This is a genomic window from Kocuria sp., from assembly GCF_030538595.1.
GTDB lineage: Bacteria > Actinomycetota > Actinomycetes > Actinomycetales > Micrococcaceae > Kocuria.
Genome location: NZ_JAUNTS010000005.1, coordinates 26,713 through 41,573, shown reverse-complemented (window position 1 = coordinate 41,573; position 14,861 = coordinate 26,713). Strand labels below are relative to the sequence as shown.

Annotated in this window: 12 protein-coding genes and 1 tRNA gene; 7 read left to right on the top strand and 6 right to left on the bottom strand. The window is 62.6% G+C overall.

All coding sequences use genetic code 11. The annotated features are described in order from the left end of the window. Positions 1-71 precede the first annotated feature (71 nt). Positions 72-2,807, bottom strand: a complete 2,736-nt coding sequence (gene aceE / locus Q4G32_RS05835) for a pyruvate dehydrogenase (acetyl-transferring), homodimeric type (protein ID WP_303349939.1) — start codon at positions 2,805-2,807, stop codon at positions 72-74. Positions 2,808-3,207: 400 nt separating this feature from the next. Here aceE and Q4G32_RS05830 point away from each other — a divergent pair, with 400 nt between their 5' ends. The 4 genes from Q4G32_RS05830 (at position 3,208) to Q4G32_RS05815 (ending at position 5,368) form a co-directional block, all read left to right on the top strand. Beyond that, positions 3,208-3,624, top strand: a complete 417-nt coding sequence (locus tag Q4G32_RS05830; RefSeq protein WP_303349938.1) for a DUF3052 domain-containing protein — start codon at positions 3,208-3,210, stop codon at positions 3,622-3,624. 32 nt (positions 3,625-3,656) lie between these two features. After that, positions 3,657-4,130: a peroxiredoxin gene (locus tag Q4G32_RS05825; protein WP_303349937.1), complete on the top strand. Its 474-nt coding sequence runs from the start codon at positions 3,657-3,659 to the stop codon at positions 4,128-4,130. Positions 4,131-4,181: 51 nt separating this feature from the next. Continuing rightward, complete coding sequence (locus Q4G32_RS05820; RefSeq protein ID WP_303349936.1) at positions 4,182-5,093, top strand: Sir2 family NAD-dependent protein deacetylase; 912 nt, start codon at positions 4,182-4,184, stop codon at positions 5,091-5,093. A 202-nt stretch (positions 5,094-5,295) separates the two neighbouring features. Next, positions 5,296-5,368: transfer RNA gene (locus tag Q4G32_RS05815), tRNA-Val, on the top strand. Between the two features lie 445 nt (positions 5,369-5,813). On the opposite strand, the gene Q4G32_RS05810 is transcribed toward Q4G32_RS05815, so the two are convergent. Further along, positions 5,814-6,086, bottom strand: coding sequence for a hypothetical protein (locus tag Q4G32_RS05810; protein WP_303349935.1), 273 nt, complete (start codon positions 6,084-6,086; stop codon positions 5,814-5,816). 73 nt (positions 6,087-6,159) lie between these two features. Next, entirely contained in the window at positions 6,160-7,002 is an 843-nt protein-coding gene (locus Q4G32_RS05805) for an HAD family hydrolase (RefSeq protein WP_303349934.1), read from the bottom strand. A gap of 68 nt (positions 7,003-7,070) precedes the next feature. Between Q4G32_RS05805 and Q4G32_RS05800 the strand changes: the two genes are divergently transcribed. Next, on the top strand, positions 7,071-7,871 hold the full coding sequence (locus tag Q4G32_RS05800) for a thioesterase family protein (protein ID WP_303349933.1): 801 nt from the start codon (positions 7,071-7,073) through the stop codon (positions 7,869-7,871). A 57-nt stretch (positions 7,872-7,928) separates the two neighbouring features. Here Q4G32_RS05800 and Q4G32_RS05795 read toward each other — a convergent pair whose 3' ends face one another. Then, complete coding sequence (locus Q4G32_RS05795; RefSeq protein WP_303349932.1) at positions 7,929-8,681, bottom strand: helix-turn-helix transcriptional regulator; 753 nt, start codon at positions 8,679-8,681, stop codon at positions 7,929-7,931. Positions 8,682-8,732: 51 nt separating this feature from the next. Here Q4G32_RS05795 and Q4G32_RS05790 point away from each other — a divergent pair, with 51 nt between their 5' ends. Both Q4G32_RS05790 and gndA read left to right on the top strand, forming a co-directional pair. After that, positions 8,733-11,522 (top strand): multicopper oxidase domain-containing protein, encoded by a 2,790-nt coding sequence (locus tag Q4G32_RS05790; RefSeq protein ID WP_303349931.1) that lies wholly within the window; start codon positions 8,733-8,735, stop codon positions 11,520-11,522. Between the two features lie 111 nt (positions 11,523-11,633). Then, the gene (gndA, locus tag Q4G32_RS05785) at positions 11,634-13,082 is read left to right on the top strand and encodes an NADP-dependent phosphogluconate dehydrogenase (RefSeq protein ID WP_303349930.1); all 1,449 of its coding nucleotides are present in this window, start codon (positions 11,634-11,636) and stop codon (positions 13,080-13,082) included. A 108-nt stretch (positions 13,083-13,190) separates the two neighbouring features. Here the strand turns inward: gndA and epsC are convergent, their stop codons facing one another. Together epsC and cysK are read right to left on the bottom strand one after the other, a co-directional pair. Beyond that, positions 13,191-13,775: a serine O-acetyltransferase EpsC gene (epsC, locus tag Q4G32_RS05780; protein WP_303349929.1), complete on the bottom strand. Its 585-nt coding sequence runs from the start codon at positions 13,773-13,775 to the stop codon at positions 13,191-13,193. Positions 13,776-13,848: 73 nt separating this feature from the next. Next, positions 13,849-14,784: a cysteine synthase A gene (gene cysK, locus Q4G32_RS05775; protein ID WP_303349928.1), complete on the bottom strand. Its 936-nt coding sequence runs from the start codon at positions 14,782-14,784 to the stop codon at positions 13,849-13,851. Positions 14,785-14,861 lie beyond the last annotated feature (77 nt).

Genomic DNA, 14,861 nt, shown 5'->3' with positions numbered 1-14,861 from the left:
CAGCGGGTCAACGGCTCTGGTGCCGTATTGCGCTCACTGCACGGTGTGGCCTCTCAAGGCTCACCCTGGGGTCAGGCGTCGCCCCCGGCGTTGCCGGAGGTACCGGCGCGCGGGTTCAACAGGTCATACTTCTCGATTGCCTGCTGCGGGGCGGACCAGTCCACCTCACCACGCTTGGCCAGCATTTCCAGGGTCCGTACCACCATGGAGGCTGCGTCAATGTGGAACCAACGACGAGCGCCGGCGCGAGTGTCTGCAAATCCAAAGTCATCCGCACCCAGGGTGGCGAACTCATTGGGCACGTACTGGCGGATCATGTCCGGCAGTTCGGAGACGTAGTCCGTGGAAGCCACGATCGGCCCGGTGGCACCGGCCAATGCCTGGGTGACGTAGGGGGTGCGCGCACCCTCACCCGGATTCAGGAAGGCGTCCTTCTCAGCGGCCAGGGCGTCACGGCGCAGCTCGGTCCAGGAGGTCACCGACCAGACGTCAGCGGAGACGCCCCACTCATCGGCCAGCATCTGCTGGGCTTCCAAGGCCCAGGGAACGGCCACGCCGGAGGCCAGCAGCTGAGCGCGCGGGCCGTCCTTCTCCGACTCCTTGAGCAGGTAGATGCCCTTGAGGATGCCTTCAACATCAACGTTCTCGGGTTCTGCCGGCTGTTGGATGGGCTCGTTGTAGACCGTCAGGTAGTACATGACGTCGTGGTCTTCATCCTTGGTGCCGTACATGTGCTCAATGCCGCGGCGGATGATGTGACCGATTTCGTACCCGTAGGCAGGATCGTAGGTGATCACGGCGGGGTTGGTGTTGGCCAGCACCGGGGAGTGGCCGTCACCGTGCTGGGTGCCTTCACCCGTCAGGGTGGTGCGCCCGGCGGTGGCCCCGATGATGAACCCGCGCGCCCGCTGGTCAGCGGCGGCCCAGAAGTTGTCACCGGTGCGCTGGAACCCGAACATCGAATAGAAGATGTAGAACGGGATCATGGCTTCGCCGTGGGTGGAGTAGGAGGTGGCGGCCGCAATGAACTGACCGGTGGCACCGTCCTCGTTGATACCCGGGTGCAGGATCACACCCTGCTCCGACTCCTTGTAGGAGAGCATGAGCTCACGGTCCACGGACAGGTAGTTCTGGCCGTTCGGGTTGTAGATCTTGGCGGTGGGGAAGAAAGCGTCCATGCCGAACGTGCGCGACTCATCCGGGACGATCGGCACAATGCGGTGGCCGAACTCCTTTTCACGCATGAGGTCTTTGAGAATGCGCACCAACGCCATGGTGGAGGCTGCCAGCTGCTTGCCCGAGCCCTTCTTGGCTGAGGCAAAAGCCTTGTCAGAGGGAAGGGTGATTTCCTTCTGCTCATGGCGGCGCTCCGGAACGTAGCCGCCCAGGGCCTCGCGGCGCTCCAGGAGGTACTTGATTTCCGGGGCATCCGGACCGGGGTGGTAGTACGGGGCGTTGTACTGATCCTCCAGCTGATCGTCCTCGATGGGAATGCGCAGGGCATCCCGGAAGGCTTTGAGGTTGTCCACCGTGAGTTTCTTCATCTGGTGGGTGGCGTTACGGGCCTCAAAATGCGGGCCCAAGCCGTAGCCCTTCACGCCCTGGGCCAAGATCACCGTGGGCTGCCCCTTGAACTCCAGTGCAGCCTTGTAGGCGGCGTGAATCTTGAAGTAGTCGTGGGCGCCGCGCTTGAGATTCCAGATCTCGTCGTCGGTCATGTCCGCCACAAGTTCCTTGGTTTCCGGGGTGCGGCCAAAGAAGTGGTCGCGGATGAAACCGCCGGATTCGCCCTTGTAGGTCTGGTAGTCACCGTCCAAGGTCTCGTTCATGATCTTGACCAGGTTGCCAGAGGTGTCCTTCTCCAGCAGCTCATCCCATTCGCGGCCCCAGACCACCTTGATCACATTCCAGCCGGCACCCCGGAAGAACGCTTCCAACTCCTGGATGATCTTGCCGTTGCCACGCACCGGGCCGTCAAGACGCTGCAAGTTGCAGTTGACCACAAAGGTGAGGTTGTCCAGCTTGTCGTTGGCGGCAGCCTGGAGCAGACCGCGTGACTCGGGCTCGTCCATTTCGCCGTCGCCCAGGAAAGCCCACACGTGCTGGTCGGAGGTGTCCTTGATGCCGCGGTTCTCCAGGTAGCGGTTGAACTGCGCCTGGTAGATGGCGTTCATGGGGCCCAGCCCCATGGACACCGTGGGGAACTGCCAGAAGTCGGGCATCATCCGGGGGTGCGGATAGGAAGACAGCGCGTGGCCTTCCTTGGTGCGTTCCTGTCGGAAACCGTCCAGGTCTTCTTCGCTCAGGCGGCCTTCCAAGAAGGCACGGGCGTAGTTGCCGGGGGAGGAGTGACCCTGGAAGAACACCTGGTCACCACCACCGGGGTGGTCAGGGCCGCGGAAAAAGTGGTTCTGACCCACTTCATACAGGGTGGCAACCCCGGCAAAGGAGGAGATGTGGCCACCCACGCCAATTTCCGGCTTCTGGGCGCGCTGCACCATCATGGCTGCGTTCCAACGCATCAAGGCACGGTAACGCCGCTCAATTTCTTCATCCCCGGGGTATTCGGGCTCCTGGTCCACCGGAATGGTGTTGATGTAATCCGTGGTGGTCACCATGGGCACGCCCACGGACTTGGCGCCGGCGTATTGCAGCAAGGCACGCATGATGTACTGCGCCCGCTCAGTGCCCTGGGTCTCCACCAGATCCTGGAAGGACTCAATCCACTCCTGGGTCTCCTCAGTGTTGGAGTCCTTCAGGTCGTTGGTCAGACCGCTCAGGATGTGGTTGTTGCTTTCAGAAGCCACGTTCAACCTCTCTTCGTCGAGTTCCGCGGCAGATGCGCGTTGAAGCGTTGGTAAACACTGGCACCTATCATCCAACATCTGGGCCACGGTGCGCACACTGTGTAGGCCAGGTCTCATCAATGTGTAGGCCACCACCGGTTTGGACCCGGCACCGCCGTGTGCGCATCCGGATGCCAGCCGTGCCAGATCAAAGGGCTACGCGCGTGGCGTAAAGCGCCATGTTGGCTCCACATCTCAGTGTGGTTGCCTGTTTCCTTGCACCTTGGTTGCACGCCGCTGCGATCCGGTGTTGTCTGGATCCTAGGTAACATACGAACAATCAGCTGGATGACTTTGCCAACAGCAGGGACGCCAGCCACCACACATCACGGGGCATGGGCCCACGGTTAGGAGAACTGAAGTGAGCGAGGCCAAGGCCACCGCTGACGGATCAATCAGCGAACTCGGGCTCACGGATGACTCGATCGTCCAGGAATTCGGGTACGACGACGACGTCGACTTTGACCTGCGCGAACGGATCGAAGAACTCACCGGGGAAGACATCCTGGATGAAGATGATCAAGAGGTGGTCGATGCCGTACTGCTGTGGTGGCGTGACGGCGACGGCGATCTGGTAGATGCCTTGGTGGACACTCAGTCCCAGTTGGATGACGGCGGCGTGGTGTGGTTGTTCACCCCCAAGTCCGGCCGCGATGGATATGTGAATCCGGGGGATGTGGAGGCTGCGGCGTCCACCTCGGGGCTGCATCGAACCACCACGGCAGGTGTCAGCAATGACTGGTCAGCAGTGCGTTTGGCTCCCAAGCGAAACTTTTAGAAACACAGCACCAACGGTTGTGAGGTAGAGAAATGCTTGACATCGGTCAGTTTGCCCCCGATTTCACCCTGACCAACCAATACGGAGAGGATGTTCAACTCTCCGAACACCGGGGCCGTCCGGTGGTCTTGGTCTTCTACCCGTTTGCGTTCTCATCAGTGTGCACGGGTGAAATGTGCCAGCTGCAGGACATGCTGGAGGAGGTCCAAGCGGTGGATGCCCTTCTGCTGGCTGTCTCCACGGACACCACGCACGTCTTGAAAGCCTTTGCCAACCAGGAGTCCTTGGAGTTTGACCTGCTCTCCGATTTCTGGCCGCACGGTCAGGTAGCCGACAGCTACGGTGTGCTGGACCCGGAAAAGGGCGTGCCCAGCCGTACCACTTTCCTGATTGATGCCGACGGCTTGATTCTGGATCGCTTCAGCTCCGCTGAATTGGGAACGCCGCGCGCCACGGAGTCCTACCGGGAGGCGTTGGCCAAGCTGGTTGAGCAGCCGGCGGGCTGAGCGGGTGACGAGTAGCCGTATGGTCTCCGGGCCAGCGTCACGAGAATCGGAATGAGTCCTCTCCGCATCCTGGGGGCAGGTTACGGGGAGCGTGGCCATCAGGACGTTTTTCCTGACCCCCAAGCCTTGAGTCTGGATGGAGGACTCGAACGGGCGCTGGAGATCTTGGCTGCCGGGCCCGTTGCCGTTCTCACCGGGGCGGGGATTTCCACGGACTCCGGTATTCCTGATTATCGGGGGCCGGATTCGGCTCCGCGTCAGCCCATGACCTACCAAGAATTCATGGCGACGACCGCCAACCGGTCCCGATATTGGGCGCGCAACCAAGTGGGTTGGCATCATCTGGCTGAGGCTTCTCCCAACGTCTCTCATCAGGTGTTGGCCCGGCTGGGAGCCGCTGGCGCAGTGAGCGGGATCATCACCCAAAACATTGATCGGCTCCATCAGCGGGCGGGGTCTTTCGGCGTCGTCGATCTGCACGGGCGCTACGACCAGGTGCTGTGCATGACCTGTCAATCGCTGATCCCGCGCGCGGTGTGGGGCCGGATGCTGGATGAGGCCAATCCAGAATTTGCCCGCGCGTCCCTGGACCCGCGTGAAATCGAGTTCGCCCCCGATGCCGATGCCGAGATTGACTACCAAGGAACCTATGTGGTGCCCGATTGCCCCGTGTGCGGTGGTGTGATGAAGCCACACGTGGTGTTTTTCGGGGAGTCCGCTGCCCCTGACCGCGTGGCCCACGCCGCGGCCGTGGTGGATGCCGCCCAGTCGATTCTGGTGCTGGGCTCCTCCCTCACCGTGCACTCCGGGAGGCGTTTTGTGCGCCGTGCCGTGCGCGACGGCAAGCCCGTGGTGATTGTCAATCACGGTCGTACGCGTTCAGATCAGGATGCTGCCGTCAAGATTGATGCGCAGGTGGCGCAGTTCCTGACTGGTGCGGAGCCGTTGTGGTCCGGGTCATGACCGGACCCAGCGTGTGGCCCAGATGAACAACTGGTGAAGGCAAGATTTCCAGCATGTGATGAATGTCATACACACTTCGACACATTTGTGCCGGTGTGAGGCATCTCTGATATGACTTCACCGGGTAGCGTAGGCGTCAGCACTGGGTGCTGGCGTCTGTGGAAGTCGTCCACCCGGTGCACTCAATTTTTTGGGGAATCCAGGGCCTTTAGCTCAGCTGGTAGAGCACTGCGTTTACACCGCAGGTGTCATCGGTTCGATCCCGGTAGGGCCCACCCGCAACGCCAAATGGGAGCCCCAACATCAGGAGATGTTGGGTGCTCCCATTTGGCGTCCATGCCTTCGTCGCTGGGTTAGTGGGTTATACGCCAAAATGTGTGTAAATCCCGGGTGTGTTATGGGCGCCACCGTGCTTCCCAGCTTCCGTAGACACCTAACCCTCGCAAGCCGTGCGCAGTTTGATACCCCATCAGCCCTGATGAGGTATCAAACTGCGCACGGCTTGCGGGTTAGCCACAGGGTATGCACCGGTAGCCGGTGGAACCAGCGATGGTGGTGCCGCTTTTGACCAGGGGGCGGGCGCATACACCACACGTGGGTCTGTTTCGTGGAAGGGACACCTGACATGCTCTCAAAGCATGTCAAGGCTGGTGTTGCCCTACTGCTGGTTGGGATCCAGGGGCCTGCGCTACACACTTTCTGGCGTATAACCCCCGCCGGTCATGCGGAGGCGCTGTAGCGTTGGCGGGCGGCTTCGCCACTGGTGCCGATTGCCTCGCCGACCTCGCGCCAGGACAGGCGCTGGTCACGCGCAGCGCGCACGGCCGCGGCAAGCTCCTTTTCTGCCGCGTCGCGTCGCCATGCGGCGAGTTTGACCGCCATCGAGGGTGGCAGGGGTGCATTCTGGTCGCTGGGCTTCGGGTCGTAGTTCTCGAAGGCGTCGGCGAACTCGTCGGCACGGGCCTTGATGTCTTCAATGGAGCGTCGAGTCATGCGTGTTCACCTCAGATACTTGGTTCGGGCCGGACGCAGCTGGTGAAACCCCGTTCAGTCCAGCAGTCCACGCTCAGTCGATCAACCCCAGGTGGCGGAAGGCATTGGCCAGACCGTCCTCTTCGACGTCGTCGGTGATGTGATCGGCCACAGCCTTGACGTCCTGGCTGCCGTTGCCCATGGCCACACCCACGCCGCAGATTTCCAGCATGGGGATGTCCACGGTGGCATCCCCAAAACCAATGGTGTGCGCAATATCCACACCCACGTGCTTCACCAGCTGCTCGATGGCCACGGCCTTGGAAATGTTGGCCACGCCCAGATCCCCGAACAAAGCGTCACCGCCGCGACCACCCCAGGTGCCTGACTTCAGATCCGGGAAGGCGGCGGTGGCCTCCGTGTGGTCAGCGTAAGAGTTCAGAACAAAACTGATCTTGTTCACATCACTGCGCACAAGGTCGGCCCCAAAGATCATGTCCGGGAAGACGTCGCCCACCGTGAGGTGATCGGCCTGGGCATTTCCTTTGGTGCGGGCGTACTGGCGAATGGTGGGTTGGGCCACCTCTTGGAATCGGGGGCTGCCGTAGAGGCCTGCATTGCATTCCAGGTAGAACTCCAGACCGCGCTCCGTCAGCCAGTCCACCACGGCGCGGCACTGCTGCGGGGCCATGGTTTGCTCCAGAACCACCTGTCCTTGGAACTCCACGTAGCTGCCGTTGCCGCCAATGAGACCGTCCAGGCCGATCTCCCACAGCTCCGGATAGACCTCCGCCCTGCTGCGTCCGGTGCTCATCAACACCAGGTGCCCGTTGTTCCGGGCCTCCCGGATGGCCACCCGTGCAGATTCTGGAATGTTGTTGTGGTAATCCACCAGAGTGCCGTCCACATCCAGAAAGATCACCTTGCGCGTGTCCATGCTGTTCCTTTCGGCGGTTCTGGCGGTTGGGTGGGCTGGGGGCCTGGCGGTGCGCCAAGATGGCTGACATGACACAGAGCACATCTCACCCACCCATCCACTGGTACTTCGAGCGTATCGGCCCCACGTCCTTTGCCGCCACGGAACATGTGGGTGGGGGATGGGATCCTATGGAGCAGCACATTGCCCCGGCTCTGGGTTTGCTGGCTCACTGCATGGAGGATGACAGGCATCAGCGCGGTGCGGCTGCCCTCCAACTGACCCGGGTGTCCTACGACATCCTGGGCACTTTTGACATTGGACCCGTGGATATTTCGGTGACAGTTCTGCGTCCCGGGCGAACCATAGAACTGGTGGAGGCCCGCCTGTCACATGGAGGTCGGGATGCTGTGATCGCACGCGGTTGGTTCATGCAGGCCTACAACACGGAGGCCATTCAGGGAGTGGGTTTGACTGCCGTACTCGGTCAGCAGGAGCACCCCGAATGGAACGGCTCCGCGGTCTGGCCTGGTGGATTCATCGCGTCCTTGACGGCGCGCCGCACGGAACATGAACCTGGCCGAGCCATGGCGTGGCTGCGCACGGACACGGAGCTGATCCGGGAGGAGCCGGTTTCCACCACCGCGGCTTTCCTGGGGCTGGTGGATGTGATGAACGGCGTGGCGCCCCGTGTGGACAACCGCGCCGTGGCTTTCCCCAACCTCGATCTGACGGCCCATTTCTTCCGTGAGCCGGTGTTGCCGTGGGTGGGGCTGGACACCGCGGTCTCCTTTGGCCCCACCGGTGTGGGGCTCACCACCTCAACTCTTCACGACGACGACGGTCCCGTGGGCACGGTGGCCCAAACTCTGACTGTCCGTCCCGAGTGAGGTGTCTGAGGTGCGGTGACCGTGTAGCCCGTTGGAGACGGTGTGGCCAGCGGGTAATCAGCTGGCGCTGTGCGGATTGATCCGAACCTGGCAGGCCGTCTCAGTGGCGAAGGGGTGCAGCTCAACGTGGGCCGGGACACCTTCACGGTGCATGACACCGGCAATCAGTCCCTCGTGAATCCGGCAGATGAATTCCGGGTTCTGTTGAGCCAACTCAAGCATGGGGCAAGCCTTGAGTGTCACTCTGTGCCCAGAGGCGGTGGGCTCCAGGTCGGGATCAAAACCCAAGGAGTCCATCACGTTCACCACGCGAGTCACCGCACGCTCAGAGACATCGGTAGATGGCGTCCCGGTGACTGGGACTTGTGTGCTGGGAGGGGTGGAGGGGGCGTCGTCGTCGGTGTGGTGAGGTGACTGCTCCAGGGCTTGGGCCCAAATCTGCCCCACACGGCGGGCGTCCTGCGGGCCGTGGCCCGAAGAAAGCATGAAGTCCGTGAGGGCTCCCACCAGGGCGCTGTTGTCGGCGCTCGCATCTTGGCTGAGAGCGGCGTGACCGTTGGCGGTCACGCGATACATCCGGGGAGGGCGTCCGCGGTGACCGTCGCGGAATTCTTCCGTGGCCAACAGATTGGAGCGGACCAGTGTCTCCAAGTGCGGGCGAACGGCGTTGGGATGCCCACCCAGGGTTTCGGCGATCTCTGTGTGGCGGATACCTTGGCCGCCCAGGGCTGCCACGGTGCGCAGAACTTTGAGCTGGGCAGGGGTGAGGCTGGCAGGACGAGGGGTGGGGCGTGGTCCACGGTGGGGCATGGCAGTACCGTACCCGAATTAATACACATCGGGCTGTATTAATATAGTGGGGTGTCCCACACTCCTCGGTCCAGCGCATCATCCATCACCTCTGACAACCCCTCCATGAGGCGGCGGCGCGGATGGCGCGACTTTGCAGTGGTGGTCTGGGCGGTCATGGCCGTGCTGGTGTCCCTGGCCCATGTGTGGATTCCATCGGCGGCGTGGCTGTTGATCCACCTGGTGGGCTTGGGCATCATCACCCACTCGATCATGGTGTGGAGTGCGTACTTCACCGCATCTCTGCTCAAGACCCGACCTGATGAAACCGCCGTTGCGCGTCAGAACAGGCGACTGGGGCTGCTGGCATTGGGGTCTGCTGCGGTGTTCGTGGGAGTGCCCACCGTGCAGTGGTGGTTGGTGGTCTCAGGCGTTGTGGTGGTCTCCCTGATGGTGCTCTGGCACGCAGGCGAACTCATCCGGGACCTGCGCCGGGCCCTGCCCATGCGATTCCGGATTGTGGTCCGCTACTACATTGCCTCTGCTGCCTGCATGCCGATCGGTGCAGGATTCGGTGCTGCACTGGCCTGGGGGTTGGGCGATGCCTGGCACAGTCGGCTCCTGATTGCCCACACCATGACCATGCTGCTGGGCTGGGTGGGATTGACCGTGGTGGGCACTCTGGTCACCTTCTGGCCCACCGTTCTGCGTACCCGCATGGACCAGCGTTCGGAACGCCTGGCCAGACAAGCCTTGCCCATCTTGCTGGTGGCTGTGACCGTGACTGTCACGGCGGCCTTGTTGGGATGGCGTCCCGTGGCAGTGGGTGGTCTGGGACTCTACGCGCTGGGGCTGCTCTGGTGGGGCCGCAGCCTGGTGGGTCCGGCTCGGCAGCGCCCGCCGCGTGAGTTCGCGTCCGCATCCATTGCGGCAGCCATGGTGTGGTTCACTGTGGCCGGGCTGGCCACAGGCTGGGCGGTGCTGCGTCTGGATGATCTGAGCCTTGCGGAGGCCTACCCCCGGCTGGGCGCCATTTGGGCCGTGGGCTTCCTGGTGCAACTGGTCACAGGTGCCATGACCTATTTGCTGCCCTCCGTTCTGGGCGGCGGACCGCGAGTTCTCAAAGCCGGGTCGGCCTGGTTGGAACGCTACGGTGCAGCCCGCCTGACGGTGATCAACCTGGGGTTGGCTGTGTGGCTGCTGCCCGTGCCGTCCTGGGTCAAGGTGACCACCTCCGTCGTCGTCCTGGCTGCTCTGGCAGCCTTCCTGCCGCTGATGGTGCTTGGCATCAAGGCAGCGGTCACGGAACGCAAGACCATGGCCATGGAGGCTGCCCAGGGCAAACGGCCGCACGTGATGGCCGAGCGCCCCGGCGGCGCGCAAGCGGCAGCGCAAGCCCGTTCGGGGGTGGCCGCCCAGACCAAGACCCTGACTGGTTCCGGTGTGACGGCGGGGGCTACAGCGGTGCTGTTGGCCGTGACCGTGGGGATCGGTGTGGATCTCGGGGCTGCCGGGCTGCAATTCACCGGCACCCAGTCCGTCAGTGGTCAGACGCAGGTGGAGCCCACCGGCAACACCGTCCGGCTGGAGATCGACGCCGTGGACATGGCCTTCACCCCCAATCAGGCCACGGTCAATGCTGGGGACCACGTGATCATTGAACTCACCAACACCGATCCCACCAACATCCATGACCTTCAGATCGGTGGGCAACGCACCGAACGGCTCAGGGCCGGGCAGACCGGGGAACTTGACCTGGGGGTGGTCTCCGAATCCATGGAGGGCTGGTGCACCGTGGCCGGGCACCGCCAGATGGGCATGACCTTCAACCTCACCGTGGAGGCGGCCACGGATTCAGGTGGCCTCAGCGCACAGAACACCGACGACGACGCCTCCGAAGCCACCATGAACGGGATGGAACACGGTTCCCACAGCACTGATGCCGGTGTGAGCGTGGATCCTGAAGCCTCCCTGGAATCCGTGGTGGATCCCGTGCTGAGCCCCGTGGAATCTGGGGACGGTGAGGGCGCGGATCACCAACTGCGTTTGGAGGTCACAGAGCAACCCATGGAAGTGGCTCCGGGCGTGTGGCAACAGCGCTGGACCTACAACGGTTCCACCGTGGGACCCACCCTGCACGGCAAGATCGGTGACACCTTTGAGATCACCCTGGTGAACAACGGCACCATGGGCCACTCCGTGGACTTTCACGCGGGTGAAGTGGCCCCTGACCAGAACATGCGCACCATCGCGCCCGGGGAGGAGCTGACCTACAGGTTCACCGCCAACCGGGCCGGGATCTGGATGTACCACTGCTCCACGGCTCCCATGAGTGCACACATTGCCGGTGGCATGCACGGCGCGGTGATCATTGAGCCAGAGGACCTGCAGTCGGTGGACCGTGAATACGTGTTGGTGCAGTCGGAGGTCTACCTGGATGGTGACGGTGCTTCCAAACAAGAGGCCCGACCCGTGGATGCAGAAGCTGCCGGCAGTGGGGCTGAGCCCACCTTCGTGGTGTTCAACGGGGCTGCCAATCAGTACGACCAAGAACCCCTGGAAGCGCGGGTGGGGGAGCGGGTCCGCGTCTGGGTGCTGGATGCCGGTCCCAATCGGCCGCTGAGCTTTCACATTGTGGGAGACCAGTTCGACACAGTGTTCGTAGAAGGGGCCTACACCTTGCGTGACGGGGTGGACCCGTTCGGCGTATCCGGCGGGGGATCACAGGCCTTGGGATTGGAAGCTGCCCAGGGCGGATTCGTGGAACTCACTTTTGATGAACCGGGTCATTTCCCCATGGTGAATCATGTGATGGTCGATGCAGAACGGGGAGCCCACGGTGTCTTCCGGGTCACCGAATGAGTACTGCGGAACATGAGACACCGCGCCGGGTGAAAGTCACGTGACGTAGCCCGCGCGGTTGCGGGCAGAGATAACAATGATCCGGCGTTGATCCGGGGATAGGCTGGCCGTATGGCTGAAGAGAAGAAAGCACAAATCGGTGTCACCGGCCTTGCGGTGATGGGGGCCAATTTGGCTCGCAACCTTGCTCGTCACGGTCACACCGTGGCCCTGCACAATCGCTCCGTGGAAAAGACCGACGCACTGTTGGCCGCCCACGGAGATGAAGGTGACTTCATCCGCACGGAAACCATGCAAGAGCTGGTGGATTCTCTGGAGAAACCCCGCCGCATTCTGGTCATGGTCAAGGCGGGTGCGCCCGTGGATGCCGTGATAGATCAGCTGGTGCCGTTGCTGGATGCGGACGACATCATCATTGACGGCGGTAACTCCCACTACCCGGACACCATCCGCCGTGAGGCGGCACTTGCCGAGCAGAACATCCACTTTGTGGGCGTGGGTGTTTCCGGCGGTGAAGAAGGTGCTCTGAACGGGCCGTCCATCATGCCCGGCGGCTCGGCCAAGTCCTATGAATCCCTGGGCCCCCTCCTGGAAGACATCTCCGCCAAGGCCGACGACGGCACTCCGTGCTGCGCATGGATCGGAACCGATGGCGCCGGGCACTTTGTGAAGATGGTGCACAACGGCATTGAATACGCGGACATGCAGGTGATCGGTGAAGCCTATGAGCTGCTGCGTGATGTTGCAGGTCAGGAACCCGGCGACCAGGCCAAGACCTTTGCCGAATGGAACCAGACCGAACTGTCCTCATACCTGATCGAGATCACCGCTGAGGTGCTCAAACAGGTGGATGCCAAGACCGGTAAGCCGCTGGTGGACGTGATCGTGGACGCCGCAGGCATGAAGGGGACAGGTACGTGGACCGTCATGGCGGCCCTGGACTTAGGCTCCCCGGTCACGGCCATCGCGGAATCCGTGTTTGCCCGCGCGCTGTCCTCCACGGAACGTGAAACCCGCCTGGAAGCGCAGGAGACTCTGGCTGCCGGAGTCCGTGAATCCGACACCGTTGACGACGCCGCCTTTGTGGAAGATGTGCGGCGGGCACTGTACTGCTCCAAGCTGGTGGCCTATGCCCAGGGCATGGAAATGTTGGCCACGGCCTCCGGTGAGCACAACTGGGATCTGAAGCTGGACACCATTGCCTCCCTGTGGCGGGCCGGCTGCATCATCCGTGCCGAATTGCTGCAGGACATCATGGCGGCCTACAAGGACGGCGCCCAGCCGCGCAACCTGCTCTTTGCCCCGGTGTTCCGTGATGCCATTGCGGAGTATCTGCCGTCCTGGCGGCGTGTGGTGGTGGAGGCCACCGAGCGCGGTATTCCCGCCCCGGTGTTTGCCTCCTCCCTGGCGTACTACGACGGTTTGCGTCGCCCGCGCCTGAACGCAGCCCTGACCCAGGGGCTGCGCGACTACTTCGGTGCCCACACCTACGGGCGTGTTGATGCCGACGGCGCCTTCCACACGCTGTGGAGCGCTGACCGCTCCGAGGTGGAGGCCTGAGCCACGTGCTGAACCGCGCATGAGCCTCGGCTGAGGCCAAAACACCAAGGCGCCCCATCCAGCAAACGCTGAATGGGGCGCCTTGGTGTTGCCAGATCGGCCCAGAGCTCAGATCCACATGGCGGGATCAATGTATGTAGCCGGATCCACCAGCGGCTCCTGTTTGTCCGGGGTGCGGGGCCGGGCCTTCCCGGGAATCCCTGTGACCACCGATTCCTGAGGGACGTCCTTGACCACCACGGCATTGGCGCCTACCGCTGAACCTGCACCGATCTGAATGTCGCCCAGGACCTTGGCCCCGGCACCCACCGTGACACCATCACCAATGGTGGGGTGACGCTTGACGGCTGCCAAGGAGGTTCCGCCCAGAGTCACGCCCTGGTACAGCATGACGTCATCGCCGATTTCCGCGGTTTCGCCGATCACCACACCCATGCCGTGGTCAATGAAGAACCGCCGACCGATCTGAGCGCCTGGGTGAATCTCCACCCCCGTCAGGAAACGTCCCAGCTGGGAAACCGTGCGGGCAGCACCGCGAGTGCGGTCATTGCCCCACAGGCGATGGCTGATGCGATGCAGCCAGATGGCATGCATACCGGAGTAGTTCAGCGCCACTTCCAGATCCGTGCGTGCCGCCGGATCATGATTACGGGCCGTGTCCAGGTCCTCGCGCAGCCTGCCCAGAAAACTCACGTGACTCCTTGAAAGGTGGTGGCGCCCCTGCCCCGCCATGATCGACGGGACAGGGGCAAGGACATCCAGGCGATCAGCCGCGGATGTCGTCGTACAGGACGGTGGAGATGTAGCGCTCGCCGAAGTCGCACACAATGGCAACAATCAGCTTGTCGCGGTTCTCTTCCTTCTTGGCTTCTTCCAGGGCGGCCCACACGATGGCACCGGATGAGATACCACCCAGCACACCTTCCTGGGTGCCCAGATCGCGTGCCACGCGAATGGAGTCATCCAAGGTGACGTCATACACGTGATCGTAGATTTCGCGGTCCAGAACATCGGGGACAAAGTTGGCGCCCAGGCCCTGGATCTTGTGCGGGCCGGCTTTGCCCTCGGTCAAGATCGGGGAGTCTGCCGGCTCAACGGCCACCAAGCGAACTTCCGGCTTCTGCTCCTTGAGGTAGCGGCCGGCGCCGGTGATGGTGCCACCGGTACCAATGCCAGCCACAAAGATGTCCACGGCGCCGTCGGTGTCTCCCCAGATCTCAGGGCCGGTGGTGTTGTAGTGCACCGTGGGGTTGGCTTCGTTTTCAAACTGGCGGGCCAGAACAGCGTTTTCCGTGTTCTGCACGATTTCACGGGCGCGCTCCACCGCACCTCGCATGCCTTCAGCGCCCGGGGTCAGCACGATCTGTGCACCGTAAGCGCGCAGCATGGCGCGGCGTTCGGTGGACATGGTTTCCGGCATGGTCAAGATGACCTTGTAGCCGCGGGCTGCGCCCACCATGGCCAGGGCAATGCCGGTGTTGCCGGAGGTGCCCTCCACAATGGTTCCTCCGGGCTTCAGTTCACCGGAAGCCTCAGCGGCGTCAATGATCGCCTTGCCAATACGGTCCTTGACGGAGTTGGCGGGGTTGTAAAACTCCAGCTTGACGGCCACGTTGCCTGGGAGGTCCTTGTCCAGTTCGTGCAGACGAACCAGGGGGGTACCGCCAACCAGTTCCGTCACGTTGTTGTAGATCTTGCCCATAGTGCTTCTTCTTCCTTCCACCTTGCTGCTGACACTCGATGAGAATCGAATGCGCTGGATCAATGCGCTGGCGCAGT

What these genes read in the sequence shown, in the direction of transcription:
- Q4G32_RS05810 (WP_303349935.1), bottom strand. Translation starts at nt 6,086, where the DNA reads ATGACTCGACGCTCCATTGAAGACATCAAGGCCCGTGCCGACGAGTTC.
- Q4G32_RS05820 (WP_303349936.1), top strand. Translation starts at nt 4,182, where the DNA reads ATGAGTCCTCTCCGCATCCTGGGGGCAGGTTACGGGGAGCGTGGCCAT.
- Q4G32_RS05825 (WP_303349937.1), top strand. Translation starts at nt 3,657, where the DNA reads ATGCTTGACATCGGTCAGTTTGCCCCCGATTTCACCCTGACCAACCAA.
- Q4G32_RS05805 (WP_303349934.1), bottom strand. Translation starts at nt 7,002, where the DNA reads ATGGACACGCGCAAGGTGATCTTTCTGGATGTGGACGGCACTCTGGTG.
- gndA (WP_303349930.1), top strand. Translation starts at nt 11,634, where the DNA reads ATGGCTGAAGAGAAGAAAGCACAAATCGGTGTCACCGGCCTTGCGGTG.
- cysK (WP_303349928.1), bottom strand. Translation starts at nt 14,784, where the DNA reads ATGGGCAAGATCTACAACAACGTGACGGAACTGGTTGGCGGTACCCCC.
- Q4G32_RS05800 (WP_303349933.1), top strand. Translation starts at nt 7,071, where the DNA reads ATGACACAGAGCACATCTCACCCACCCATCCACTGGTACTTCGAGCGT.
- Q4G32_RS05795 (WP_303349932.1), bottom strand. Translation starts at nt 8,681, where the DNA reads ATGCCCCACCGTGGACCACGCCCCACCCCTCGTCCTGCCAGCCTCACC.